The 25,883-nt window shown below is 32.1% G+C and carries 20 protein-coding genes; 5 read left to right on the top strand and 15 right to left on the bottom strand.

The genetic code is table 11. The annotated features are described in order from the left end of the window. The first annotated feature begins 117 nt into the window (after positions 1-117). Positions 118-5,673, top strand: a complete 5,556-nt coding sequence (locus tag BXY80_RS09655; RefSeq protein ID WP_120201377.1) for a LamG-like jellyroll fold domain-containing protein — start codon at positions 118-120, stop codon at positions 5,671-5,673. A 207-nt stretch (positions 5,674-5,880) separates the two neighbouring features. Here the strand turns inward: BXY80_RS09655 and hisS are convergent, their stop codons facing one another. The 6 genes from hisS to rpsF form a co-directional block, all read right to left on the bottom strand. After that, positions 5,881-7,263 carry a histidine--tRNA ligase gene (hisS, locus tag BXY80_RS09660; RefSeq protein WP_120201379.1) on the bottom strand — a complete coding sequence of 461 codons (1,383 nt, stop codon included), beginning with the start codon at positions 7,261-7,263 and terminating at the stop codon, positions 5,881-5,883. A 337-nt stretch (positions 7,264-7,600) separates the two neighbouring features. Further along, complete coding sequence (locus BXY80_RS09665) at positions 7,601-8,074, bottom strand: DUF6495 family protein (RefSeq protein WP_120201381.1); 474 nt, start codon at positions 8,072-8,074, stop codon at positions 7,601-7,603. A 67-nt stretch (positions 8,075-8,141) separates the two neighbouring features. Continuing rightward, positions 8,142-11,243 carry a TonB-dependent receptor gene (locus BXY80_RS09670; protein ID WP_120201383.1) on the bottom strand — a complete coding sequence of 1,034 codons (3,102 nt, stop codon included), beginning with the start codon at positions 11,241-11,243 and terminating at the stop codon, positions 8,142-8,144. A 100-nt stretch (positions 11,244-11,343) separates the two neighbouring features. Further along, on the bottom strand, positions 11,344-11,793 hold the full coding sequence (rplI, locus tag BXY80_RS09675; protein WP_120201384.1) for a 50S ribosomal protein L9: 450 nt from the start codon (positions 11,791-11,793) through the stop codon (positions 11,344-11,346). A gap of 13 nt (positions 11,794-11,806) precedes the next feature. Further along, positions 11,807-12,103: a 30S ribosomal protein S18 gene (rpsR, locus tag BXY80_RS09680; RefSeq protein WP_028873640.1), complete on the bottom strand. Its 297-nt coding sequence runs from the start codon at positions 12,101-12,103 to the stop codon at positions 11,807-11,809. A 2-nt stretch (positions 12,104-12,105) separates the two neighbouring features. After that, positions 12,106-12,444 carry a 30S ribosomal protein S6 gene (gene rpsF / locus BXY80_RS09685; RefSeq protein WP_120201386.1) on the bottom strand — a complete coding sequence of 113 codons (339 nt, stop codon included), beginning with the start codon at positions 12,442-12,444 and terminating at the stop codon, positions 12,106-12,108. A gap of 199 nt (positions 12,445-12,643) precedes the next feature. On the opposite strand from rpsF, the gene BXY80_RS09690 reads away from it, so the two are divergent. Then, positions 12,644-13,339, top strand: coding sequence for a LytR/AlgR family response regulator transcription factor (locus BXY80_RS09690; RefSeq protein WP_120201388.1), 696 nt, complete (start codon positions 12,644-12,646; stop codon positions 13,337-13,339). Between the two features lies 1 nt (position 13,340). Here the strand turns inward: BXY80_RS09690 and priA are convergent, their stop codons facing one another. The 4 genes from priA to BXY80_RS09710 all read right to left on the bottom strand — a co-directional run bounded on the left by priA (position 13,341) and on the right by BXY80_RS09710 (position 17,788). Further along, on the bottom strand, positions 13,341-15,794 hold the full coding sequence (gene priA / locus BXY80_RS09695) for a replication restart helicase PriA (protein ID WP_120201390.1): 2,454 nt from the start codon (positions 15,792-15,794) through the stop codon (positions 13,341-13,343). Between the two features lie 72 nt (positions 15,795-15,866). After that, on the bottom strand, positions 15,867-16,748 hold the full coding sequence (locus BXY80_RS09700; RefSeq protein ID WP_120201392.1) for a tetratricopeptide repeat protein: 882 nt from the start codon (positions 16,746-16,748) through the stop codon (positions 15,867-15,869). Positions 16,749-16,766: 18 nt separating this feature from the next. After that, positions 16,767-17,207, bottom strand: coding sequence for a hypothetical protein (locus BXY80_RS09705; RefSeq protein ID WP_120201394.1), 441 nt, complete (start codon positions 17,205-17,207; stop codon positions 16,767-16,769). Positions 17,208-17,254: 47 nt separating this feature from the next. Next, on the bottom strand, positions 17,255-17,788 hold the full coding sequence (locus tag BXY80_RS09710; protein ID WP_120201395.1) for a hypothetical protein: 534 nt from the start codon (positions 17,786-17,788) through the stop codon (positions 17,255-17,257). Positions 17,789-17,979: 191 nt separating this feature from the next. Between BXY80_RS09710 and BXY80_RS09715 the strand changes: the two genes are divergently transcribed. Next, the gene (locus BXY80_RS09715) at positions 17,980-19,731 is read left to right on the top strand and encodes a tetratricopeptide repeat-containing sensor histidine kinase (RefSeq protein ID WP_162843299.1); all 1,752 of its coding nucleotides are present in this window, start codon (positions 17,980-17,982) and stop codon (positions 19,729-19,731) included. Beyond that, entirely contained in the window at positions 19,732-20,466 is a 735-nt protein-coding gene (locus BXY80_RS09720) for a LytR/AlgR family response regulator transcription factor (RefSeq protein WP_120201399.1), read from the top strand. It begins immediately after the preceding gene. Here the strand turns inward: BXY80_RS09720 and BXY80_RS09725 are convergent. Genes BXY80_RS09725 through nadC form a run of 3 tightly spaced genes read right to left on the bottom strand, consistent with a single transcriptional unit; the run spans position 20,463 to position 22,676 of the window. Next, a complete protein-coding gene (locus BXY80_RS09725) occupies positions 20,463-20,882 on the bottom strand; it encodes a DUF2147 domain-containing protein (RefSeq protein ID WP_120201582.1) in 420 nt (139 codons plus the stop codon). The two genes, BXY80_RS09720 and BXY80_RS09725, sit on opposite strands and share 4 nt — an antisense overlap. 2 nt (positions 20,883-20,884) lie before the next feature. Continuing rightward, positions 20,885-21,817, bottom strand: coding sequence for a YihY/virulence factor BrkB family protein (locus BXY80_RS09730; protein ID WP_120201401.1), 933 nt, complete (start codon positions 21,815-21,817; stop codon positions 20,885-20,887). 1 nt (position 21,818) lies between these two features. Next, a complete protein-coding gene (nadC, locus tag BXY80_RS09735) occupies positions 21,819-22,676 on the bottom strand; it encodes a carboxylating nicotinate-nucleotide diphosphorylase (RefSeq protein WP_120201403.1) in 858 nt (285 codons plus the stop codon). Between the two features lie 69 nt (positions 22,677-22,745). On the opposite strand from nadC, the gene rlmH reads away from it, so the two are divergent. Next, complete coding sequence (gene rlmH, locus BXY80_RS09740) at positions 22,746-23,219, top strand: 23S rRNA (pseudouridine(1915)-N(3))-methyltransferase RlmH (protein WP_120201405.1); 474 nt, start codon at positions 22,746-22,748, stop codon at positions 23,217-23,219. Positions 23,220-23,244: 25 nt separating this feature from the next. On the opposite strand, the gene BXY80_RS09745 is transcribed toward rlmH, so the two are convergent. Further along, complete coding sequence (locus BXY80_RS09745) at positions 23,245-24,087, bottom strand: alpha/beta hydrolase (protein WP_120201407.1); 843 nt, start codon at positions 24,085-24,087, stop codon at positions 23,245-23,247. 2 nt (positions 24,088-24,089) lie between these two features. After that, positions 24,090-25,733 carry an AMP-binding protein gene (locus tag BXY80_RS09750; protein ID WP_120201409.1) on the bottom strand — a complete coding sequence of 548 codons (1,644 nt, stop codon included), beginning with the start codon at positions 25,731-25,733 and terminating at the stop codon, positions 24,090-24,092. Positions 25,734-25,883 lie beyond the last annotated feature (150 nt).

Below are 25,883 nucleotides of genomic sequence, written 5' to 3' on the forward strand. Positions count from 1 at the left end.
AAGTCAATAAGTTAAAAATAAATAATGCATTTCGTCGATTTTATTTGCATTTCATAGAGTTGTGATTTACATTTGACACATAAATTAAATTAGTCCCAAACTATAATTTAACCGCTTATGAAAACTTTTACACTTTCATTTAGAAAGTATGTTGCTATATGTAGCCTACTTTTAATAACAAATTTAGCCTTCTCACAAACTTCATACGTAGAAGTATCTGTAACTTGGCCAGCATATTCATCTGAAAACAGAGTAGAAATATATGATCCTATTGGGACATTAATTAGCACAATAGACAATGGATACACTGGAGGCACAAACAATAGTTATTCAACTACTGTCTCTTTAGGTTGTATCGCAGATGCTAATAATTATTATTTTATAATGTATGATACTGCTGATGATGGATGGGATGGAGCAGATAACATAACTATTACATCTGCTGGAACTAATGTAATTAATCAAAATGGAGATTCAGCAAGTTCATCTGGTAGTGCTCCAGTATATTTTAACGTCTCAGGTGGTTGTTCTGGCACATGCTCTTCAACACCTATAAGTTCATTTCCATACAACGAAGGCTTTGAGTCTGGACTTGGAGCTTGGACACAAGATACTGGCGATAATTTTAATTGGTCAAGATTAAGTGGTCTAACAGGGTCTCCTAATACAGGACCTGACCCAGGCGCAAACGGTGGTTCTTATTATTTATATACTGAAGCTTCAGGTAATTATGGTAATACAGCAAATTTAGAAAGCCCATGTTTTGATTTAACAGGAGCTGTTACAGCTCAATTCTCATTTTATTACCATATGTACGCAAATCAAGTTCCAGGTATGGGTGATTTATTTGTTGAAGTCAGTACAAACAATGGATTATCCTATCCTACAATACTTTGGTCTCAAATTGGCAGAGTACAAACTTCTCATACTCAAGCTTGGAATTTGGTAAACATAGACCTTAGTGCATATTTAGGGCAAACAATAATGATACGCTTTAGAGGGCTTACAGGCCCAAATTATAGAAGTGATATCTGTATTGATGATATATCATTAACAGCTTCAACAACACCTCAACCAGAAATAAACATTACAGGTTTAACAAATACTATTTTTAGTGGAGATGCAACACCTATATCTGGAGACAATACGCTTTATGGAAGTACAGGTTCGGGCACTCCAATTTCACATACATTTACAATACAAAATACAGGAACGCTACCACTTACTGTAGGAGCAATAAGCTTTGGAGGTGCTAACCCCTTAGATTTTTCAGTCTCTACATTTCCTGCAGCATCTATAGCTGCTGGCTCAAGCTCTAATTTTGTAGTAGATTTTGACCCAACTGCCAATGGTACTAGAAGCGCGATAATATCAATAGTAAATGGAGATACAACAGGAGGTGAAAACCCATATACATTTACCATACAAGGTACAGGAGTTGTCCCTCTTACAGAAGGACCAGGTGGTGTGACATCAGATTTAGCGCTTTGGCTTAAAGGCACAGATGGTTTAAGTTATACAAGTGGACAATCTGTAAGTTTATGGGCAGATCAAGGGCGTGGTGCAGATGCTACAGTAAATACTGCTGGGCAAGAACCAACCTATTATGATAGCGCAACGCAAAATGTAAACTTTAACCCTGTTGTTGACTTTGATAATCTATCGGATGAGTTCGAAAACAGTTTTGATTATACTGAAATGCCACAACAATATTTAGAAGGCACATCTGGTTATTACACTAATGATATTTTTATGGTAGTAATACCAAATAGAACTATTAACTCTAGCTTTGGTAGTATGGATTTATTTTGCTCAGATCACGATACATCAACTCAAGAGAATGATGGTTCAGGTATTGGTTTTGGAGCATACTCGCAACGTTTTAGTGGCGAAGTAGTATGCTACGCCTATGCTATGTCTAATGGTGTAGATGATGGGTTTGGTGTCTCACAAAATGGTGGGTCACATACTTATGATAACGTAGGGATTATAAATGCACGACATAATAACAATACTACAGCAACGACTCAAGAATTACATTATAATGCAAACAACATAGTAAACAACACGTCTGATATTGGTGCTTTTGGAACTATTTCTGACGAAAAATATTGGATAGGCCGTAGTGAAGGTTGGCGAGGTAGTACTGATGCTCGAATAGCAGAAATTATAACTTACTCGGCAAGAAAAGACGACGCCAATTTAACACAAGAACGCAATAGAATTCAATCGTATTTAGCTATTAAATATGGTATTACACTAGGCACAAATGGAACCTCTCAAGATTATGTAAATAGTGATGGTACGGTTATTTGGGATGTAAATACGGGTACACCTGCTGAAGATGTTTTTAATCATGATATTGCCGGTATTGGGCGTGATGATGCTTCAGATTTACTACAAAAACAATCACGTAGTGTTAACAATGCTATAGATGTTAGTGAAGGCACTAGAGGGCAAGGTGTACTTACTATGGGAATATCTAGTATTTATGACACCAATAATTTAAATCCTAGTACTGCTTTAGAAGATAAAGAATTTTTAATATGGGGAAATGATGGTGTAGACTTAGATAACGCTCCTATAAATGTTGAGATTAATATGAGCGCAAACATTACACCAGCAATACCAACAAGGTTGGGAAGCCATACAGATGGATCTTGGGTCGAGTTTAACGGTATACCAAGAACATGGAAGGTTGTCGAAAACGTTAAAAACCCTTTAACAGACGATATTCCTACAGTTGAAGTCGCTATATTAGAAAACGCCGTAAGAACAGCTGCTCCACCTAACGGAGTGTATTTAATGTTCATTTCTGACACGCCAAATTTTGATCCTACAGCTGACTATAGAATTATGACCACAGACACCAATGAATTAGGTGAAGCTATAGTAAAAACAGATTACGATTTTGATGGTACAAAATACATAACATTTGGATGGGCTCCAGAAAGAGAGTATAAACGATCTATATATTTTAGTGGTGCTCCAATTTTACCAGCTACAACTTCAGATTATATTGATATGGAGGATGCCTTAGACTTAAACCCATCAGAGTTTACTGTATCTGCCTGGATTAAAAGAGAATCTGGTTCAGAAAACACATCCATTTTATCAAAAAGAAATACTATATACACAACAGGATATGATTTAAAAGTTAACCTTACAGGCCATATAGAAATGCATTGGAATGGTGGTTCAGACCTCATTACCTCTAAAACACCAATACCTGTAGATCAATGGCATCAAGTAGCTATTATTTATAGTGGTGGTACTGCTCGATTATATATTGATGGTGTTTTTGATGAAGAAGAAACATCTATGTCTAATCCAACTGCAACTAACGAATCCTTTTACATAGGAGCAGCTGGTAAAGGTAATCCTACGGCTTATTTTAAAGGTAATATTGACGAAGTACGTGTTTGGGATCGTGCACTTAGTGTAGACCAATTACGTTTAATAATGAATCAAGAAATTGAACAAAACTCTGAAACAATACCAAAAGTAAGAGGTACAGTTTTACCAAACTCAATTACTAAAAATCATATAAACTCCATTCCTTGGGATGATTTAATTGGTTATTATCCAATGTCTACATACACATATACAAATACTAAAGATGAGTCAGGTAAAGGAAACCAAGGCGCTTTAAGAAACTTAAGAACTGTAGATAGACAAACTGCCCCATTACCATATCAAACTACACAAAATGGAACTAGCTGGGACACAGCAGCTACATGGAAAAATGGATCTGAACAAACTATTCCTGGCTCTGCCTCTATAGTAGATACAGACATTACTGTAGACTGGAATATTATTAACATTGGTCATGATATAAACATGAGTAATAGCACATTACCAATTGCGAATGCTGAAAACAGAACAGTCTTAGGCTTATTAATTCAAGATACATCATCATATACAGATGCAGTAGACCCAGAAAAAGATGAGCCTGCATATAGTGGCACACTAACAGTTGATGGTGTTACAGACAGAACGACAAGTACATTTACAGGAAATGGATTAACAGTAACGCACTACTTAGATTTAGATGGTGATATTGATTTAGAAGGAGAATCTCAATTAATTCAAACTATTGGTAGTGATTTAGATGTTAACAGTTCTGGTACCCTGGAGAGAGATCAACAAGGCACAGCAGACACATATACCTATAATTATTGGGCGTCACCTGTAGGTATTTCTAACACATTATCAAACAACAATAGTTATACCTTAGCAAACGTTATAACAAATTTAAGTTACAATACATCTGGGTATAATGGTACTGCTGCTCCTTTAACAGTTGCAGATTATTGGATTTGGAAATTTGCAAATCAACCAAATGGCGAGTATTCAGCATGGCAACATGTACGTAGTACAGGATCTTTATATCCTGGTCAAGGATATACAATGAAAGGACCAGGCTCAGGATCTATACTAACTGATCAAAACTATGTTTTTAATGGAAAACCAAATAATGGAAATATTGGTACTAATGGTGATATAAAAGATTTAGACTTAGGCCCTAATAGTGATTATTTAGTCGGTAACCCATATCCTTCAGCTATTGATGCAGTACAGTTTATTTTAGATAATGGACCTATAATTAACTATGATGATCCTGATCACCCAGAAACAAACCCAATAACCGACGGAACACTCTACTTCTGGGAACATTGGGGTGGCGGAAGTCATATCTATGGAGAGTACCAAGGTGGTTATGCAACTTACAACTTATCTGGAGGTGCACCAGCTGCTCATCAAGGAACAACACATCCTGATGTTGCAACAGGTGGAGCGCCTTCTAAAACTCCAGGCAGATATATTCCTGTAGGACAAGGATTCTTTGTTGTTGGTGAAGGAACTGGAGGAAAAATTAATTTTAATAACGGACAACGTGTATTCCAAAAAGAGGCAGCTTCATTAAGTGGTTCTTCTGTTTTCCTTAGAAGCGGAAGCGGAAATAACTCAAATCAATCTGCAACTAACTCAGACAATAGACCAAAAATTAGAATCGGTTTTAACTCTGTTAATACTTTAAGAAGGCAATTATTATTAACCATAGATAATAATGCCACAACAGACATAGATTGGGGTTATGATGGTAAACTAAACGAAGAACAAACTGATGATTTATATTGGCTAATTAATGGTGAAAAACATATTATTCAAGGTAGTAATGAAATTGGAGGACAAACCGTATATCCTTTAGGTATTAAGACCAATACAAGTGGATTAAATACAATTACTATAGATGCCTTAGAAAATGTGCCAAATAATTTAAAAATTCTTGTACATGATATTGAGAATAACACATATCACAATTTAAGAACTAGTGATTTTGAATTCTCATTACCAGCTGGTGAATATTTAGATAAGTTTGAAATAACATTTTTTGAAGACGACGCTTTAAGCCTTGAAGAAAACGAACTAAACAACTTAGAGATATACTACTCTAATGAAATAGAAAGCATTGTTTTATTAAACCCAACAAATAAAGACATAAAATATTTAGAGTTGTTTAATATAGCAGGACAATCTATTGCAACTATTGACGATATTTCAGAACTGGACTATTCTGAATATAAAGTTAAGAACTTAAGCACAGGAACTTATATTATTAAAATACATACTGTAAGCGGTTCAGTATCTAAAAAAGTATTAGTGAAATAACTTATCTTAACTCTTAACTATAAAAGTCCCGAATTTGATTTGGGACTTTTTATTTTTTAACTGTTCATAATAAGTTATAAACTTATGTCAACCTTAACTCATTTCAAGTTCTCATTACAAATGCTTAATTTATTGAATGATGAGATTCCGAAATAAATTCGGAATGACGCTCAGATTATACGTCTGGAAAAAAAGTATCTGTGCATTTTATTTTAATGCAGCTATAAGCTGTTCTAATGATAGGCTTTGCTGCTCACCAGAAGTCATGTTTTTTAATGTATATGTGTTTAAATTCACTTCAGACTCACCAACTAATATCACAAAAGGAATATGACGCTTATTTGCGTAATTCATTTGCTTTTTCATTTTTGCACTATTAGGATATAGCTCTGCACTTACATTATTATTTCTAAGAGCTTTAACCGCTTTTAAACAAAAAAGTGCTTCAGTATCACCAAAATTAATAAAAAGAGCCTCAACAGTATTTGTTATGGTTTTAGGAAACAAATCAAGTTCTTCAAGAACCAAATAGATGCGATCCAAACCAAAACTTATGCCAACACCACTTACATCTTTAAGTCCAAAAATACCCGTAAGGTCATCATAACGACCGCCGCCACCAATGGAGCCCATTTTTACGTTTTTTGGAGCAGCAACTTCATAAATTGCTCCTGTGTAATAGTTTAATCCTCTTGCAAGGGTAACATCTAATTCTAATTTGGCGGTTTGCAAAGCTAATTCTGAAATGCCTTTATCTATAAACTCTAATTCTTCAATTCCTTTTTTACCTTCTTCAGATGAAGACAAAATTGTTTTTAAACTTTCTATTTGAGACTCAAAAGATCCTGAAAGGTTAAACAAAGGCTGTAATTTTTCAATTTCAGATTGTGAAATACCTATGTCAAGCATTTCTTCTTTTACCTTCTCCTCGCCTATTTTATCTAATTTATCTAATGCAACTGTAAAATCTATGAGTTTGTCTTGTGCACCAATAACTTCTGCTATACCAGATAAAATTTTTCTGTTGTTAATTTTTATAGTAACACCTTCTAACTTTAAAGCCGAAAAAACAGCATCATACAATTGTACAAACTCTACTTCTTGCCAAAGCGACCTACTTCCTACAACATCTGCATCACACTGATAAAATTCTCTAAAACGTCCTTTTTGCGGTCTATCTGCTCTCCAAACGGGTTGAATTTGATAACGTTTAAACGGGAATTCTATCTCGTTTTGGTGTTGCACAACGTAACGTGCAAACGGTACAGTTAAATCGTAACGCAATGCTTTTTCTGATATAAATTTAGATAATTTTTTACTATCTCTATCACCATAATCTGCATCACTTATAGCTCCTTTATTAGGGTTTAAATAATCACCAGAATTCAATATTTTAAAAATTAAACGATCGCCTTCATCTCCATACTTTCCCATCAAGGTTTCAGAGTTTTCAAAACTAGGTGTTTCAATAGGTTGAAATCCAAAACGTTCAAATTGCCCTCTAATCGTATTAAAAATATAATTACGTTTAGCAACTTGTTCTGGATTAAAATCTCTGGTTCCTTTTGGTATGCTTGGTTTTTGTGCCATAGTTGTTATCCACAACAGTGGAAATCAAATTTAGTTATTACTAATTTAGAATTAATGAGTTTCTTAAAAAAACACTTCTACTGCGCTCAGTGTGACATTTTTAAGAATTGTAAAAATATTATAATTTTTACTGGCAATTACATCTTATTAAAAAATAATTTGACTGTCTTTTTCTGTCATATTTACAATTTGTCACCCTGAATTTATTTCAGGACCACACCTTATAATGTTGGTTTTCAACCTTATGAGATTCTGAATCAAGTTCAGAATGACGTATTTTTTTTGCTTTATTACACTTTATGAATACTCATAAAAACCAAATAACTCAATAAAGTTATTATTTACTCACTAAGGTCTCGAAGTATTTATATAAATCACCTTTAGTAATCACGCCACCTTGTTGAATAAGTTTAAACTTATCTAATGCTTTATCGTCTGAATATTCTTTTTTAGATGTATAAAACTCTACCTCATCAGACAACAAATTAGTTCTAAACCATTCAAAACCTTCTTTTGTGGTTAAATCTATAGCAGTATTAGTTATTTTTAAAGCAATTAACCGCATTGATTGCTCTGTTAAATGAAATAAATGCATTTGCTGTGACGATATATGCTCGATATAATTAACCTTTGTTAAAACACCTTCCCAAACCAAATCGCTAAACACATCTAGTTCTTGCTCTGCTACTTCTGGTTTATCTTCTTTAATAGCCTTCCATTCTTCTGCTGTGATAGATTGCGTAGCCAAAAAATTAATAAATTCTTGGTGTAACTCTTCAAACTGTTCCTTTGTAAGTCTAGTATATTTCATATTATAATAATAAAAAATGCGCTCTTAAAATTAAGAGCGCAAATTTACTTATTATAAGTTAATTTTCTTAGAAAATATAACGTAATCCAAATTGTGCTTGCCAACGTGATGCAAGACTTGTATCATAATTAAATGTTTCTATTAAGTCTGGATTAAATGTATATGTTGGTACATTGTTAGCATCTATACTATCTATACCAATTGGTTGTACACTATTTGGTTGTTGTACAACACCCCAATCACTATTAAGTAAGTTACCTAAGTTAAGAATATCTACACTAAACTGAATGGTGTTGTATTTATCTTCACCTACTTTAATTTTATAATCTTGTAGTAGCTTAACATCCCAACGACTTCTCCATGGTGCTTTTGCACCATAACGTTCAGCATAGCTTCCTCTGTTATCACTTAAATAATCATCTTGTTGTATATAAGCTTCAAAAGCTTCAGCTTGTCCTGGTGCAGCAAAATTCATTTGTTGTACTTCACTAGTTGTAGGAATATATAATAAGTCGTTAATACCAGAACCATCACCATTAATATCTCCACCATAAGTATAATTAAAACGTCCACCTTGAGCATATTCAAAAAAGCCTGAAATAGTGGTTGACCACTTATCATTACCATAGACCCATCTTTTGCTAGCAACACCAACAACTCTATGTGTATCACCATACTTAGAGTATGATAACACGTCATCATTTACATTACCAGAAATTGGATTACCCGCAAAAGCATCACTAGTAATTTCTGCCTCAATAGAGTTTACATCTTTTGAGTTTAAATAACTATATGCTAAACTCGTAAATAACCCATTATCAAAGTTCTTTTGCGCTTTAATAACGGCGTTAATAGTTCGTCCTTTATCAGAATTTGTAAATACGTAAGCATTATTAATAAGGTCACTTGCTAAATAAATTGGTCTATTATCAACTCCACCTAAAGTTCCTGAAGGTTCTGTTAATCCCCAATTTTGTACGTGAGCACCATTAATATCTTTAGTATACGCTAAATCACCTGTTAAAATAACACCATTTTCAAGTTTATAATCTACACCTAAATTAGTTCGCCATACTTGAGGAAACTTATAATCAGGATCTACTGCTTGTAAGAAAAATACATCTGGATTAGCAATTTGGTTTCCTAACCAAACAAAAGGGAAACGCCCTGTAAATAACCCAGAACCTCCTCGAAGTTGAAATGTTTTGTCACCTCTTACATCATAATTAAATCCTACTCTAGGAGATATTAACCAATCATTACTTGGCATATTTGTATTATCTATTAATACTGTTTCTCCAGTATTAGGATTTACATAAGGAATATCTGGTACAACTACGCCTCTATCAATAACTTCTTGAGCTTTCTCTGCAGAATCGAAAAATAAAGGTTTATCAAAACGCAAACCATAGGTTAACTTAAACTTTTCGTTTACGTTCCATTCATCCTGAATGTAAAATGATAACTGACCTACATTAGTTTCGGCTAATGTCCAACCGCCTGGAGTTCCAGGAGGAACTGCATTATTAGCATTAAATACATTTTGTGCGTTAGCAAATGTGCCTACATAATCATTAGCATTAAAATCAGCGATATCTACACCACCAAAAAGGTCAAAACCATAAGCTGTTAAATTAAAAGAGTTATCAAATTGAAATTTTTCAAATGAAAAGCCAACAGTATAGGTATGATTTCCTTGATAGAAGTTTAAATTATCTGAAAATTGCAATACTTTCTGGTCTAACTTATTATGCACAGAAAAAGGTTCATGACCAGCTATGATATAATTTGACCCATCTTTAGTAATATTAATTGATGGTCCAGGCGTTGAAAACGGATTTCTAAAATCATCAAAATGTGTATATCCAATTTGTAATTTATTTGATGCTGTATTAGATAAGGTTGAGTTTAATTCTATCTGAACAGATTTTAGCTTATTATTAATTTCGTAACCAGAATTTTCAAACTGTAATGTATTCGCATTTGGACCTCTAAATCCTATAGCTGTTGGATGTGCAGGTTTTTCTTTTGATGCGTCTAACCAGTTATAAATTACAGCTAGCCTGTTATTATCATTAATATTCCAATCTAGTTTTATAATCCCTTTTGTAGATTCTGAGCCAAATGTAAAATCTTTATATGCTCCTGGATTATATCCTATATCTAAAAGCGCTTGTTGTACAGCCATTAAATCTGTTTCTAATACTCTAGATTCATTTATTGCACCACTTCCTGTATTAGGCACCCAACCATTACTTCCTAAATCTGTTCGTTCATCTTTTTCAAAATTAGCAAAAAAGAATAATTTGTTTTTTATAATTGGCCCTCCAATACTAACTCCATATTGATTTTGTTCTAGCTTAGGTTTAACAACATCTTCACCTCTAATTTTTCCTCCTGTAAAGCTTTCATTTCTTGTAAAACCATAAACAGTACCATGAAACTCATTTGTTCCACTTTTGGTTACTGCATTTACAGATGCTCCAGTAAAACCAGATTGTGTAACATCGTAAGGTGCTGTTGTTACAGTAATTTGATCAATTGCATCTATAGATATAGGTGAAGAATCTGTTTGTCCGCCAGGCTGTGCAGCATCTAAACCAAATGGGTTATTAAAAATTGCTCCATCTAATGAGAAATTATTGAACTGATCATTTCTACCTCCAAACGAACCACCACTAGCTGTTGGTTCTAATCTTGTAAAATCGTTTGTTGACCTAGATATTGTGGGAAGTCTAGTTAACTCTCGTCTGCCAACTGCTGTCTCAGCTCCTGTTCTATCATTACTAAAAGTACTTGTGCCAGAAGTTGCTGTAATAATTACAGCATCTAGTTGCTCACTATCAGTAACCATAGAAACATTTATATTTTCGGTTTCGCCTAAAGTAAGGTATACATCACTAAATGTTTGGTCTTTGTAACCTACATAACTTATAGTTATTGTATATGGACCACCAACTCTTAAATTGAGTAAATTGTATCTACCATCAAAATTTGTAGCGGCACCAAACTTAGTTCCTGTTGGCGTATGAACTGCCAACACGTTAGCTCCAGGTAAAGGATCGGAGTTTTCATCTAAAACTAGACCTTTAATATTTGATGTAGTGACCTGTGAAAATCCCGCAATTGCAAAAAGCAAAAACAGAATTGATAGAAAAGATTTTTTCATTGGTTATATTTAGATTAATTAATTAGTTCTATAAATATAGATAAAAAAAAAAAGACTGTTCTTTCGAACAGTCTTTTTCTATAAATCTAAGATGTGAGTTTTAAGCTTCTGCTACAACCTCAAAAGGTAAATCAACAGTAACTTCTCTATGAAGTCTAATTACTGCATCATACTTTCCTAAACGTTTTACAGTTCCTCCAGTTACTGCAATAAACTTTTTGTCAATCTCATGACCTTCTTTTTGCAAAGCGTTTGCTAAATCTATATTGTTTACTGAACCAAATAATTTATCTCCAGTTCCAACTTTAGATGCAATCTTAATTTCTAATGTTTTAAGAGCCTCAGCAATTTTAGTTGCTTCATCGACAACTTTCTTTTCTTTAAAAGCTCTTTGCTTTAAAGTTTCTGCTAATACTTTTTTAGCAGAAATTGTAGCCATTACAGCTTGTCCTTGAGGAATTAAAAAATTTCTACCATAACCGTTCTTTACTGTTACAATATCGTCTTTAAATCCTAAGTTTTCAACGTCTTGTTTTAATATAAGTTCCATAGTTATTGGTATTTTATTTTAATAAATCTGCAACATACGGCATCAAAGCTAAATGACGCGCTCTTTTTACTGCTACAGATACCTTTCTTTGATATTTTAATGATGTTCCTGTTAAACGTCTTGGTAAGATTTTACCTTGTTCGTTTACAAAACCTAATAACCAATCTGCATCTTTATAATCAACATACTTGATGCCAGATTTTTTAAAACGACAATATTTTTTTGTTTTGCTAGTGTCTATATTTAATGGAGTAAGATATCTAATCTCTCCATCCTTCTTTCCTTTTGCTTGTTGTTCTATTGAAGACATAATTACGCTTTTTGTTTTAGTTTAGCTCTTCTTCGTTCTGCCCAAGAAATAGCATGTTTATCTAATTTTACAGTTAAGTAACGCATAAAACGCTCATCACGTCTAAACTCTACTTCTAATGGAGTAATTACTTCTCCATCTACTGTGTACTCAAATAAGTGATAAAAACCACTCTTTTTGTTTTGAATTGGGTAAGCTAATTTTTTTAAGCCCCAATCTTCTTTGGCTACCATCTTTGCTCCTTTAGAAACAAGAAAATCTTCGTATTTCTTTACTGTTTCCTTTATCTGATCTTCAGATAAAACGGGATTTAAGATGAAAACAGTTTCATAATGATTCATAAAAATCTATTTTATTGTGTTAAAAATGAGTGCAAAAATAACTATTATTTATATTTCTGACAACATTTTTGCATGTAAAATTCAAGGTTTTTAAAAATGTTAAAGTTTTGTTAAACAAAACACTTTACCGATGTTTTTTGGTTTTTATCCGAATTTTTTGTAGTATTGTCGATATCTTAACCTAAAATATGATAATGTTATGACTTTAAACTGTGTAGTAGTTGATGATTCTGCAATCCAACGCTTATCGATTGTAAAGTTAATTGAGAATCATACCTCACTTAACCTTATTGCAGAATACAGCAGTGCACTTGAAACTAAAAACGGACTTAATACTCATAAAGTAGATTTAATCTTCTTAGATATTGAGATGCCTGTTTTAAACGGTTTTGAACTGCTCGACGTACTCAACAACAAACCCCAAATTATTTTTGTTACTGGTAAAACCGAATATGCATTCAAAGCATTTAATTATGATGCGACTGACTATTTACAAAAACCAATTACGAGAGAACGCTTTAATACGTCTGTAGAAAAAGCATTAGAACAACATAAACTCAAATTAGATTTTAATGAAACAGATGGTGAACATATTTTTGTTAAAAGTAATTTAAAGAAACGTAAGGTTTACATTAAAGATATTAAATGGATTGAAGCACTTGGTGATTATGTAAAATTAGTAACCGAAGAAAACAGCTTGGTCGTTTTATCTACAATGAAAGCTTTTGAACACGAACTACCTGAAGGTAAGTTTTTAAGAATTCATAAATCGTATATCGTAAATCTTGACAAAGTAGATCGATTTAATAGTAAGAATGTTGAAGTTGGTGCTTATGAAATTCCTTTAAGTAGAAATAAGAAAACCCAACTTGTAGATGCATTAAATAATATTTAAATTAATAATTATCGACATTTAATATTACTCTTACTGCCCTAAAATCTTTTATACTAAAGAAGCTGTTATTTATTTTAATAATAGCTTCTTTTGTTTTTGACAACGATTGTTTTTGAGGAATCTTTATCAAAATATTTTTTAAATACTGATTACGTATTCTAGACACAGGAGGAAACTCTGGGCCTAAAACATGTTGTTTAAAAACAGTTCGCAGTGATTTTGCATACCATTCTGCACCAACATCTACTTTTTGATAATCTTTATGTTTTAAAGTAATTTTTATAAGCCTATAAATTGGAGGATATTTATAATCATGGCGTTCATTTAATTGCTCATTAAACATTTGCTCATAATCATTTGTAGATACTTGCTGTAATATTTTATGATATGGATTATACGTTTGTATTAATACTTTACCTCTTTTATCTGTTCGTCCTGCTCTACCAGAAACCTGAGTCATTAATTGATAACTCCGCTCATGCGCTCTAAAATCTGGAAAATTAAGCATGTTATCAGCATTCATAATACCAACAAGCTTTACGTTTCTAAAATCTAAACCTTTAGTAAGCATTTGTGTGCCAACAAGAATATCTATTTCTCCTTGCTCTAAAGCAGTAATAATTTTTTCATAACCATATTTGCCTCGCGTAGTATCTAAATCCATTCGTGCTACATTATGGTCTGGAAACAACAACTTCACTTCCTCTTCTACTTGCTCTGTACCAAACCCTTTATTATCTAGCTCAACACTTCCGCAAGCCTCACAGGTTTTAGGCATTACAGTATTATAACCACAATAATGACAGCGTAATTGATTTTTATACTGATGAAACGTGAGACTCACATCACAATTTGGACACTGAGGTGAATGCCCACATGTGTTACATTCTATAATAGGCGAAAAACCTCTTCTATTTTGAAATAAAATGATTTGATAACCATCTTTTAAGGTTTCAGTCATTTCTTCAATCAAACGGTCACTAAAATGACCATTCATTCGTTTACGCTTGTGCTTATCTTTAATATCTACCAGTTCTATATCTGGCATTAAAACATTATTGAAGCGATGTTTTAACTCTACAAAACCATATTTACCTTGTTTAGCATTATAATAGCTCTCTAAACTAGGCGTTGCAGATCCTAAAAGTGTTTTGGCTTTAAATATACTAGCCAGAACAATTGCAGCATCTCTTGCATGATACCTTGGCGCAGGATCAAATTGCTTAAAAGACGATTCATGCTCTTCGTCAACAATCACCAATCCTAAATTTTGAAACGGCAATAACATACTCGAACGCGCTCCTAATATAATTTGTGCTTTTAGAGAATTACGTAACATATTATTCCAAACCTCAACACGTTCATGAGACGAATATTTAGAATGAAACACAGCCACTTTTTCTCCAAAATAGTTTTGAAGCCTAGATACTAATTGTGTCGTTAATGCAATTTCTGGCAGCAAGTACAAGACTTGTTTTTTTGCTTTGAGTTGTTCCTCAATAAGCTTAACATAAATTTCAGTTTTTCCTGAAGATGTCACGCCATGGATAAGCGTGATATTTTGATTTTTAAATGATTGATTTATCTCATCTAAAGCTTTAGCCTGATATTCATTTAATTGTTTTGAATGCTCATTGTCTTTACCTGAAAACTCAACCCTATCATGTTGAATATGGTATGCTTCAAAAACACCTTTATCAATTAATGTCTTTATAACTGTTGAGGAAGCATCACCATCTTTAATTAAATCTGAAACTTTTACAGGCTTTTTTGTAGTGGCAGAAATAGAAAATAAGGTCATTACAACATGACGTTGTTTTGGTGCTCTACTTAATTCATTTAATAAATCTTGAAGCTTGCTTTCTGATGTATATTGACTATGTAATTTAACATAGCGAACTAATTTAGGCTTATACTTTTGGTAAACGGTTTCTTCTACTGAAATGGCATTTTTATCTAATAAGCGATTAATAACAGGAAGCACATTTTTTTTATCAAGAATGCTCATTAGATCCTGAATCTTTAATGATGATTGATGATGTAAAGCTTCATAAATTAAAAACTCATCATCTTTCAGGTCTTCATCATTAATAACAATCTCATTATTTTTACTAATAACGGTTTCGCTTTCTAAAATAAATCCGCTTGGTAATGCTGCTCGCATCACCTCACCTATAGTACATAAATAGTACTTAGCAATCCATTGCCAATGCTGCAGTTGTTCTTGTGTAACTATTGGCGAATCATCTAATATTTGATGAATTTGTTTGGCGTCATAAACCAAAGGTGCTTCGTTATGTACATTAAAAACAATGGCTGTATATATTTTACTTTTTCCAAAAGGAACAGACACTCGCATACCAGGTTTTAGAAACTCGGCTTCTGCTTGTGTTATAGCATAGGTAAAGCTTTTTTCTAAGGGAATTGGCAGTATGACATTTATGAAGCAATCCATTGCTCAAAGGTAATAGGTTTGAATAAAAAAACCATCGCTATTAGCAATGGTTTTTATGGCTAGAGCAAAAAATTAATTATCAATTTTAAACAATTTTTTGAGTGAGGAAGTATCAGACTTTTTTATAGACTGTTTCTTTTGGTTATTTGTTTTCTTCTTTGCCGTTTTGGTTGTCGTTTTACTTCTAGTTGTTAATCGTCTTCTGCTCTTATTATTAAGGTCTTTTGGCTTAAGATTTTCGTCTTCAAATTTTGGAATATTAGCAATCGTACCTCCATTATTTTTGTCTGCAATAGCTCTTAAAATAGCTACAGTAGAATCAAAAACTCCAAAATAAGCTAAATCATATAAGGAGATTGCTTGTGCATAATCTTTATTTTCTTCATGTATTAGTGCCATTAAAAGCAATTCATGTCTTCTAGATTTTATATTATCTTTATTGGGGTTAACCTCTGCACATTTCTTTAAATCTGCCTCAGCCTCTTTAAAATTACCTAAATTATAATGCAATTGTGCTCTACTAAAATAAGAATATGTATTTGGAGCCATTGCCACAAGTTGATCTTGAGCTTCCAAGTCGCTTTCTTTTGCTTGCTCTCTTGCTATGAGTTTTTTACTTAATTTCTCGCTTTCTAAATGGTCAAAATAAGCTGTACATGTGTAAACTAATTCTGATTGCATAACAACAATTAAATCTCTTCTTGCCAATTGACCCAGCAAGTATTTTTTATTGACGTCTTCTTCTTCTATTTCTGCATCAATTTGAGTTGCATATTTAGGTAAGATTTCTCGAAAACAGGCTTTATAAGCATTTTCTGTAAGGTTTCGTTTTTGACTTTCTAGCGTGAGACAATCACACATATCAGCTCTAAAGGCTAACTTATATGATTGACTAGATGCTGTGTTTCCGAAGAAAATAATACTCAATATAATTATAGTGTTCTTGATTTTCATTTAATAATTGCTTTATTTTTAATCGTCATCTTCGTCTTCATTAGTCCCAATAAAGTAAACCTTCATTGTTTTCATGCAATACTTTAATGCTCTCTTAGACTTATTAAGATTAATGGTTGCTTTGCCTTTAATCATGATGTTAGCATCACCACTTGTCATATCGTCCAAAATGGTTGGTAACACTTGCCATAAGCTATCAATATCTTGTTCTGCACGCTCTAATAACTGATTTTCAATTTCAGCAGGCACTTCAACACCTGCTTTAGTTAAACTATCATATACAAATACTTTATGATACAACTCAAATGAATGGCTTACAAACTGATCTACACTTTCAATTTTAGAAACTCGTTTTGGTGGTTTTAATCGTTTTTTTTGCGAAAAACCATTCTGTGGAATTAAAAATAGAATGACTATTACTACGGAAATGTATTTTTTTAAATTATCAATTGCTTTCATGAGGGTTTGAATTATAAGGTTATTTATTTTTAAGAAACTCTTGACATTTAATAATTAATGGTGCCATTCATTGTTAATATTGCACCAGAATCTGTGTTAATTACTGTAGTATCATCAAACACTATAGTCTTTGAAACTTTATCTACGCTAAAACCTGTTCCGCAATCTGTATTATCTGCAGAACTTGATGGTGGTGTTGAACATACATAGCTAAACTCTTCTCCATCTTTAGCAATAAGCATAGAAATAGCTTTATTAAAAGTTGTATTATCACCAATTGTAAATTGAGCAGCTACAATAACGAAAGCATTTAAAAAATCTGTCGACACTACTTCACCGTTTTCTATAGTTGTGTTTTTATCTAATAGTGTTACAGAACTATTAGTCCCGGTGGTATCCAATCCATCTGGATCAATATTGCCAACAACCAATGTGCTACCAACAATTGCTGTATCTAGCCCTGATAATTGAATCGTACCAAATGTAGTATTGCCAATAGAATTAGAATCATCATCACCAGAACAACCAATGATAAGAAATGTAATGATTATAGCTTTTAATAAATTGAATGTTGTTTTCATGGTTGTATATTTTTAGAATATTTAAATAACCTTCTTTTCTTTTCAAAAAACCACAACAAAATTATTATCGTTGACTTTGAACATATTATCGTTAGCCTTGTAGCTTATTTATGACAATTATTTGCTATTTTTAAGCAGCTATTAATTATATAAAATTCTTTATGAAAAGATTATTATTAACCATCTTTTTCATGACATCATTATTTTGTTTATCCCAAAACAAACTCATTGATTCTCTTGAGAACGTAATTAACAACTACAAAGTAGAAGACACTACTTATGTGAATTTAAGAACAAAATTCACTGCTAGAAAAATGTTTTTAACACCTACAGATTCTAGTTGGATGACTTATAACCTTAAAACTCTAGAGATCTCTAAGAAACTTAATTATGATAAAGGAATGGCTCTTAGCTATAATAGTATAGGGATTATTGAACATTATTTTAAGTCTGATCCACTAAAAGCTCTAGATTATTATCAAAATGCTTATGCAATTATAGAAAACAATTCAAAATTTGAAAAATATGTAGTTGGAGTGCTTACAAATATTGGTCTTATTCATTACGAGCAACAAGATTATGACAAAGCATTGAAGAGCTATAAAACACTATTAAAATACCCACAATACAAAACAAACACTCTTTTTAATATTGGTAACATCTATGGGCATCAAAAAAAAGCCGATTCTTCTATTTATTTTTACAAAGAAGCTATTACTGTAGCTGACCCAGTCAAACATATCATGCACATAGCCAATATAAAAAGTAATTTAGGTTTGGTTCAAACCAATGCTGGATATTTAAGTGATGGGTTGACAAATACCAATGAGAGTTTAAGCCTTGTTGAAAAACACAATTTTGAATTACTAAAAGTGTCTGCGTATGTGAATGCTGCAGAAGTCTATTTAAAGAATAATAATATTGAAAAAGCAGAATATTATGCCACACAAAGTTTAAATCAAAAAGATGCTCCAAACAGCTTAGCAACCCAAAGTAGTGCTTTAGAGACACTTACAAATGTTTATGAAAAAAAAGAAGATTACAAAAAGGCCTTTATTAATTATAAAAAACACATTATATTAAATGATAGTCTAATTAATGCAGATCGAAAACTTGAGATATCAAGAAAGGAAATCCAATATGAAGCCGATAAAAATAATGCTATTGCACAAGTTGAAATAGAACGTCAAAGATCAATTAAAAATGCTTCTATTATTGGTGGCAGCGGACTCATATTAGCTTCATTAATTGGTTTTATTTTATACCGAAGAAAGCAAGAAGCAGTTACTAAAACTAAAGAAGCAGAATTTAACGCTAAGGTATCTGATACTGAACTTAAAGCCCTACGATCCCAAATGAATCCTCATTTTATTTTTAACTCTCTAAACTCAATTGGAGATTATATTTTAAAAAATGATACACAATCTGCAAGTGATTATTTAGGGAAATTTGCTAAATTAATGCGTATGACTTTGGAAAACTCAGAAAAGAGTGAAATTCTCTTATCTGAAGATATTTCACTTTTAAAAACATATTTAGAAATTGAACGTAAGAGGTTTGAATACAAGTTTGATTATACTATTGAAGTAGACAAAACTTTAGATCCAGAAAATATAATGATTCCACCAATGCTTCTTCAACCATTTCTTGAAAACAGTATCATTCATGGACTATCACAAAAGATTAAGAGAGGCAATATAGTAATTGCTTTTAAAGATAACCATGATATGATTATTTGCAGTGTTGACGATAATGGTATTGGTCGTCATAATTCATCTTCAAATAAAACACCTTCAAATCAAAAATCTATGGGAATGACAATAACAAAAAGTAGAATTGATATTATTAATAAGGTCAAAAAAACTAAAGGTAGTGTTAGAATTATTGACAAATCACAAGGTACTCGTATTGAAGTAACACTACCAATCCAACTCGTATACTAAATGATAAAAACTATACTTATTGATGACGAACAACATTGCATCACACGTTTACAAAATTTAATCGAGAGACATCCAAACACCTTTAATATCGTTGCAACATGTTATACAGTTGAAGAAGCACTTGACCTTGTTCCTAAATTACAACCTGATTTAGTGTTTTTGGATATAAAAATCCATGAGAAAACAGGTTTTGATTTTTTAAAAGAGATTGATACTATAAATTTCAAAATCATATTCACTACCGCTTTTGACAATTTTGCAATTAAAGCTTTTAAATTTAGTGCTTTTGATTATTTATTAAAGCCAATTGATAATGATGATTTTAGTGACTCAATAATACGATTAAAAAGTGAACTATCACATCAATCAATTGAAAATCAAATTCAGAGTCTTTTCAATAATTTAAAGCCTAATCAAAATAAAATAATTAGCCTTCCTTCATTAACTGGTTTTGAAACACTTAAAGTAGAAGATATTATTCATTTAGAAGCAGACACTAATATCACACATATATTTACAAAGGATAAGAAAATGGTAGTTTCTAAACCTATAAAATTCTATGAAGACTTATTAGATGATACCATTTTTTTTAAAACCCACAAATCATATTTAATAAATATTAATCACGTTAAAAAATATTATAAAGGGAAGCAAGGCTACGTGATAATGTCAAACAATGCTCAAGTTCCTGTTTCTGTTAGGAAAAAAGATGAGTTTTTGAGGCGGTTTGATTAATTTTCTCTAACCCAATATTGTGTTGCATACAAAAAAGAAACATAACCTCTTACTTGAAGTACATTAGGATCTTCATCTAAGGCTAAACGACATTTGTAGGTCTTACCATCTTGAGGATCAAAAATGGTTCCTTTTTTATAGTACTTACCATCTTTAATCATATTTTTAATAATTACTAAACCTAAAACTGGTGTATCCTTTTCAGCTCCTTCACACTTATTACATAAAGCATCACGATCGTTAGGATTTAAAACCTCAACGATTTTCCCAAACGTCTTTCCGTTTTCTTCATAAATATCAACAATAGATTTAGCTTCACCTGTTTGGTCATCTATAGTTTTCCATTGTCCGTAAATATCTTGTGATAAAACAGAGCATGTTATCAAACAACAAAATAATATGATAATATTTTTCATAATTAACATCGCTTTCTAAGCTTTTTTAATGACACATTAAGTTCAAAACCCAATAGTAATATATTTGCATTTAGCCACAAATAAAACATAAGTATTAATAACGCTCCTATTGAGCCATATAGTTTATTATACTGTGCAAAGTTTTCAATATAAATACCAAACAAATATGATGTTAGCATAAATAGTAATGTAGTAAACAAAGCACCTATTGAAAAAAATCGTGTAGTTCTTCCTTCTTTAGTACCAAAATAATACAAGGTTGCAGTAGCTATATAAACCATGAATACAAAAAACAGATACTTTGATAGTAAGAGCCAAAATACATCTGAGCCAGATTTTGCTAAACCACTGTCTTTTAGGCTTTCATACAAAGGTTCAATAATATAGATTTGAAACATACCTAAACCTGCAACCGTTAAAATAAGTAGTAATGCTAATATAATTGCAATACCCAAAGCATATAAATATTGTCTTACAACATTACGTGTTATTTGTTCATGATATGAGTTTTCAAAACCAGAAAAAACAGCGTTTACGCCATTTGCCATTAATAAAATAGACACTAAAAATACTGAAGAAATCAAACCACCACCTTTTATGTTTTCAAAAATGTTTTCTGAAAAAAACTCAGTTGTTGTAGGTGGCAAAAACGACTCAAGGAAATCTAAAAATTCAACCTGAAAATTATCTATCGGAATATAAGGAATAACAATAATTATAAACAGCAAAAACGGAAACAATGCCATAAAAAAACTATAAGCAATAGCACTTGCTCTAGTACTTACTGCGCCTTTTACAATACCAATGACATAAAGCTCTAATAAATGGTAAAGCGATAAACCTTCTAAACCAGGAAGCTTTATCTTACCCAATAACTTTACAAGTATATTGAGTATAGGGATTTTTTCTAATTTTTCTCTCGTGGCATTTGGCATGCTAGACTGCTTTTAAGCTCAGGTCCATATTATAAACCGAGTGCGTTAAAGCTCCAGACGATATATAATCTACACCACAAAGTGCATAATCTCTAACTGTGTTTTCATTTATTCCTCCAGACGATTCTGTTAAACACTGACTACCAATTAGTTTTACAGCTTCTCGGGTATCTTCATAATTAAAGTTGTCGATTAAAATTCTGTAAACGCCTTCATTTTTTAAAATCTCTTTTATTTCTCCTAAATCTCTTGCTTCCACAATAATTTTTAAATCACGATTAGTATCTTTTAAATACTGTTTTGTTTTATTTATCGCCTTAGTTAAACCACCTGCAAAATCTATATGATTATCTTTTAACATTATCATATCGTACAAAGCGAATCTATGATTTTCTCCACCACCAATTTTTACAGCCCATTTTTCGAGTGCACGAATGCCTGGTGTTGTTTTGCGGGTGTCTAATATTTTTGTTCCTGTACCTTCAAGTAAATCTACAAACTGTCTTGTTTTTGTTGCAATAGCGCTCATGCGTTGCATGGCATTTAATACTAAACGTTCGGCTTTTAATATAGATTGTGATGCGCCTTTTACGTAAAATACAATATCTCCATATTTTACTTGACTTCCATCTTCAATAAGTGTTTCTACTTTCATGTTGTCATCAACATAAGCAAACACCTGTTTAGCAAACTCAACACCTGCAATAATGCCTTCATCTTTAACTAAAAGCTTAGCTTTTCCTTGAGCTGAAGCTGGTATACAAGCCAAAGAACTATGATCACCATCGCCTACATCTTCACGTATTGCATTAGTAATTATTAATTCTATTTCTTTATTAAATTGTTCTTCTGAAATCATAGATAAGATATTTGATGTAAAAATAGTAATTGCATATTAATAAACTTTAAAAAAATATATCTTTGAAATATGACAATTAAACTTCTCGCCATTGGCAAAACAGACAATAAGCAACTACAAGCTTTAATTGACGACTATCAAAAGCGATTAAGTCATTATATAAAGTTTGAATTTGATATTATTCCAGATATAAAAAACGTTAAGAACCTATCTGAAGCTCAACAAAAACAAAAAGAAGGCGAGCTTATTTTGTCTAAAATTTCAAATACTGATGCTTTACTTCTTTTAGATGAAAATGGAAAACAATTTGATTCTGTTGAGTTCTCAAATTATTTACAAAAGCGCATGAATTCTGGCATTAAACGTTTAGTATTTGTAATTGGCGGTCCTTATGGTTTTTCTGAAGACGTTTACAAAAAAATGCAAAGCAAACTATCATTATCCAGAATGACCTTTTCTCATCAAATGATTCGCTTATTTGTAATTGAACAATTATATCGTGGTTTCACAATTTTAAAGAATGAACCTTATCATCACAGATAACTACTAGTAGATATCACTCATTTTATCACGTTGTCATGAATTTCAAAAGATGCTCCTCAACTTCAGCCTTAATTTCATCGTATTTAGTTTGAATGAGCCAATGACCTGTATCTAACTCAACAAATTTATAGTAGCCTTTCATGTATTGATGTGATTGGGCTACACTTACTGCTCCAACAGCTAAATCCTTTTTCCCCCAAATAAACAAGGTTGGTGTTTCAATGACCCCAACATTAGTTTGTTTAAATAGCTTATGATTAGCACGATAATAATTTAAAGCAGCTGTTAATGCATTTTTATTTCTAAAAATCGATAAATAATCATCTACTTCTTCTGCACTACTATGTTTCCATAATTTTCTAAACAATTTAAAATCATTTTTTCTGATGCCCATTTCTGGTAAAAACGGGATTTGAAAATTCTTGATATACCTGCTTTTCTTTTGCTGTTCGGCATCATTAGTAATAGCGTAAGCAAAAGCTTTAATATGAGGTATAGATAATGACGTAAAACTTAAAATTTTGCCTGAATGATTACCTAATGCTTGCCATCCTACTACTGCGCCCCAATCATGCGTAACCAGATGAAATTTTTCTTTACCAATCGCTTTTGCTAAATCAAGAACGTCCTGAACTAATTTATCTATAGTGTAATGCTTTTTCCCTTTTGGTCTTGCAGCTTCACTATAACCTCTCATATTTGGAGCCACACAGTAAAAACCTAAAGCCGAAATATCTTGCATTAGGTTAATCCACATAAAGGAACTTTCTGGAAAGCCATGAAGAAATATCACCAATTCATTATCAGAATTTCCAGAAGTTCTACAATCGAAAATGAAATCGTTAACCTTAATATCTATTCTCTCCATAATTATTCAAAAATTACAGTTTCATCCATTTTAAACCAGTCTTTATAATATGGCTGATGAATTTTTTCAATACTGCTTCGTTTAACTTTTAATGTAGGTGTAGTTAAGCCGTTATCAACCGTCCAGTCTTCTTTCATTATAATCACTTTTTCGACTTTCTCGTGCTTTTTTAGATTTGGATTAGTACTCATTAAAGTTTCAGCTAAACTTTTAGAAAGGCCTTCTTTAGATTTTACTCTACCTAATTCGGACAACGTGATTAACGCTATAGGCTGCGGTATTCCCATACCAACAACACAAATCTGTTCAATATCTGTATTTTTAGTCAACTGTAATTCTATTGGTGCTGGTGAAACGTATTTACCCTTATCGGTTTTAAATTCGTCCTTAGCACGACCCGTAATTGTTAAATAGCCATCGTGATCGTATTCGCCTTTATCTCCTGTTTTAAAATAACCATCTTCTGTAAAAACAGATGCTGTAATATCTGGTGCTTTATAATAGCCTTTCATTAAGCAATTGTTCTTAATACAAATTTCGTCTTCTGGAGTTAGCTTAATTTTTACATTACTAAAAGCCTTTCCCACAGTTCCTATTTTATTTTGTCCATAAAAATTAGCATGAGAAATAATACAATCTTCAGTCATACCATATCCTTGAAAAATAGTAACACCTATTTTATTAAACCATTCCATTAAGTTTACTGATAAAGGTGCTGCTCCAGAAAGAATAAACAGAGCATTTTTAAGCCCTAATTTTTGTTTTAATTTATTTTTTATTATTCCGTTTATAAGTGGGATTTTCAACAAAATATTTAATTTTTTTTGTGGAAGTTTCTCTAATATTTTTTCTTGAAACTTAGACCATATTCTAGGAACAGCAAAGAATAGATGTGGTTGACATTTTTCAAGATCTGAAGCAAATGTCTCTAAAGATTCTGGAAACGAAATCGCTGCACCTATAACCAATCCGTGAGTTGCAATACCAACACGTTCTGCAACGTGAGCTAATGGCAAATACGAAAACAATCTTGGTTGTTTTGGTAAACTAGTAATTGTTGTAATCTTGTTTACACTAACAATAAAATTACCAACAGTATGCATTACTCCTTTTGGTGTTCCTGTAGTTCCAGATGTGTAAATAATAGTATGTAAGTCATCTGGGTTGGGTTTCGGCAATTCTTTAATAGGTGTTTTATTTAAAGTAATATCTTCCCATAATTCGCCTTCAGTTTGGCCATATAACCCAATACTTATTTTGGGGATATCTGGAATACCAGGTTTTTGAGATTCAAAATCATCAAGCTTTCCTATAATAATAGCTTTAGATCCACTATGTTCTAAAATCTGGTTTACAGACGCTGCATTTAACGTAGGATAAATTGGTGTCGACACGTGACCAGACATCATAATAGCTAAATCACTCATAATCCAATGTGCGCAATTTTTTGACAATAATGCTATATGGCTTTTTTCAGGTAGCTTATAGTTTTTTAGTGCAGATGCAATTTTTCGAGCTTCTTCTCCAGCTTCTTTAAATGTATAGGTTATAGTTTTTCCATCAATAGGCTGTTTTAAAAAAATGCGGTTTGGAGTTTCGATTTCCCAATATAAAAAGGCATCAAGTGGTGAATTAAATTTTTCCATAATAAAAGTTTTCTTCAAGTTTACACTTAAAAGTGAATTAAAAATTACTACAATAAAAATGACTTAGGACGAAGTCGTCATTTTCTTTCCCCAAAAGTTCTTAGACTTTATCAAACCACTCAATCATCGTTAAATATTTCATCTATTTGA

Origin of the sequence: Ichthyenterobacterium magnum, assembly GCF_003610635.1 — a bacterium.
GTDB lineage: Bacteria > Bacteroidota > Bacteroidia > Flavobacteriales > Flavobacteriaceae > Ichthyenterobacterium > Ichthyenterobacterium magnum.

What these genes read in the sequence shown, in the direction of transcription:
- BXY80_RS09655 (WP_120201377.1), top strand. Translation starts at nt 118, where the DNA reads ATGAAAACTTTTACACTTTCATTTAGAAAGTATGTTGCTATATGTAGC.
- hisS (WP_120201379.1), bottom strand. Translation starts at nt 7,263, where the DNA reads ATGGCACAAAAACCAAGCATACCAAAAGGAACCAGAGATTTTAATCCA.
- BXY80_RS09665 (WP_120201381.1), bottom strand. Translation starts at nt 8,074, where the DNA reads ATGAAATATACTAGACTTACAAAGGAACAGTTTGAAGAGTTACACCAA.
- BXY80_RS09670 (WP_120201383.1), bottom strand. Translation starts at nt 11,243, where the DNA reads ATGAAAAAATCTTTTCTATCAATTCTGTTTTTGCTTTTTGCAATTGCG.
- rplI (WP_120201384.1), bottom strand. Translation starts at nt 11,793, where the DNA reads ATGGAACTTATATTAAAACAAGACGTTGAAAACTTAGGATTTAAAGAC.
- rpsR (WP_028873640.1), bottom strand. Translation starts at nt 12,103, where the DNA reads ATGTCTTCAATAGAACAACAAGCAAAAGGAAAGAAGGATGGAGAGATT.
- rpsF (WP_120201386.1), bottom strand. Translation starts at nt 12,444, where the DNA reads ATGAATCATTATGAAACTGTTTTCATCTTAAATCCCGTTTTATCTGAA.
- BXY80_RS09690 (WP_120201388.1), top strand. Translation starts at nt 12,644, where the DNA reads ATGACTTTAAACTGTGTAGTAGTTGATGATTCTGCAATCCAACGCTTA.
- priA (WP_120201390.1), bottom strand. Translation starts at nt 15,794, where the DNA reads ATGGATTGCTTCATAAATGTCATACTGCCAATTCCCTTAGAAAAAAGC.
- BXY80_RS09700 (WP_120201392.1), bottom strand. Translation starts at nt 16,748, where the DNA reads ATGAAAATCAAGAACACTATAATTATATTGAGTATTATTTTCTTCGGA.
- BXY80_RS09705 (WP_120201394.1), bottom strand. Translation starts at nt 17,207, where the DNA reads ATGAAAGCAATTGATAATTTAAAAAAATACATTTCCGTAGTAATAGTC.
- BXY80_RS09710 (WP_120201395.1), bottom strand. Translation starts at nt 17,788, where the DNA reads ATGAAAACAACATTCAATTTATTAAAAGCTATAATCATTACATTTCTT.
- BXY80_RS09715 (WP_162843299.1), top strand. Translation starts at nt 17,980, where the DNA reads ATGACATCATTATTTTGTTTATCCCAAAACAAACTCATTGATTCTCTT.
- BXY80_RS09720 (WP_120201399.1), top strand. Translation starts at nt 19,732, where the DNA reads ATGATAAAAACTATACTTATTGATGACGAACAACATTGCATCACACGT.
- BXY80_RS09725 (WP_120201582.1), bottom strand. Translation starts at nt 20,882, where the DNA reads ATGAAAAATATTATCATATTATTTTGTTGTTTGATAACATGCTCTGTT.
- BXY80_RS09730 (WP_120201401.1), bottom strand. Translation starts at nt 21,817, where the DNA reads ATGCCAAATGCCACGAGAGAAAAATTAGAAAAAATCCCTATACTCAAT.
- nadC (WP_120201403.1), bottom strand. Translation starts at nt 22,676, where the DNA reads ATGATTTCAGAAGAACAATTTAATAAAGAAATAGAATTAATAATTACT.
- rlmH (WP_120201405.1), top strand. Translation starts at nt 22,746, where the DNA reads ATGACAATTAAACTTCTCGCCATTGGCAAAACAGACAATAAGCAACTA.
- BXY80_RS09745 (WP_120201407.1), bottom strand. Translation starts at nt 24,087, where the DNA reads ATGGAGAGAATAGATATTAAGGTTAACGATTTCATTTTCGATTGTAGA.
- BXY80_RS09750 (WP_120201409.1), bottom strand. Translation starts at nt 25,733, where the DNA reads ATGGAAAAATTTAATTCACCACTTGATGCCTTTTTATATTGGGAAATC.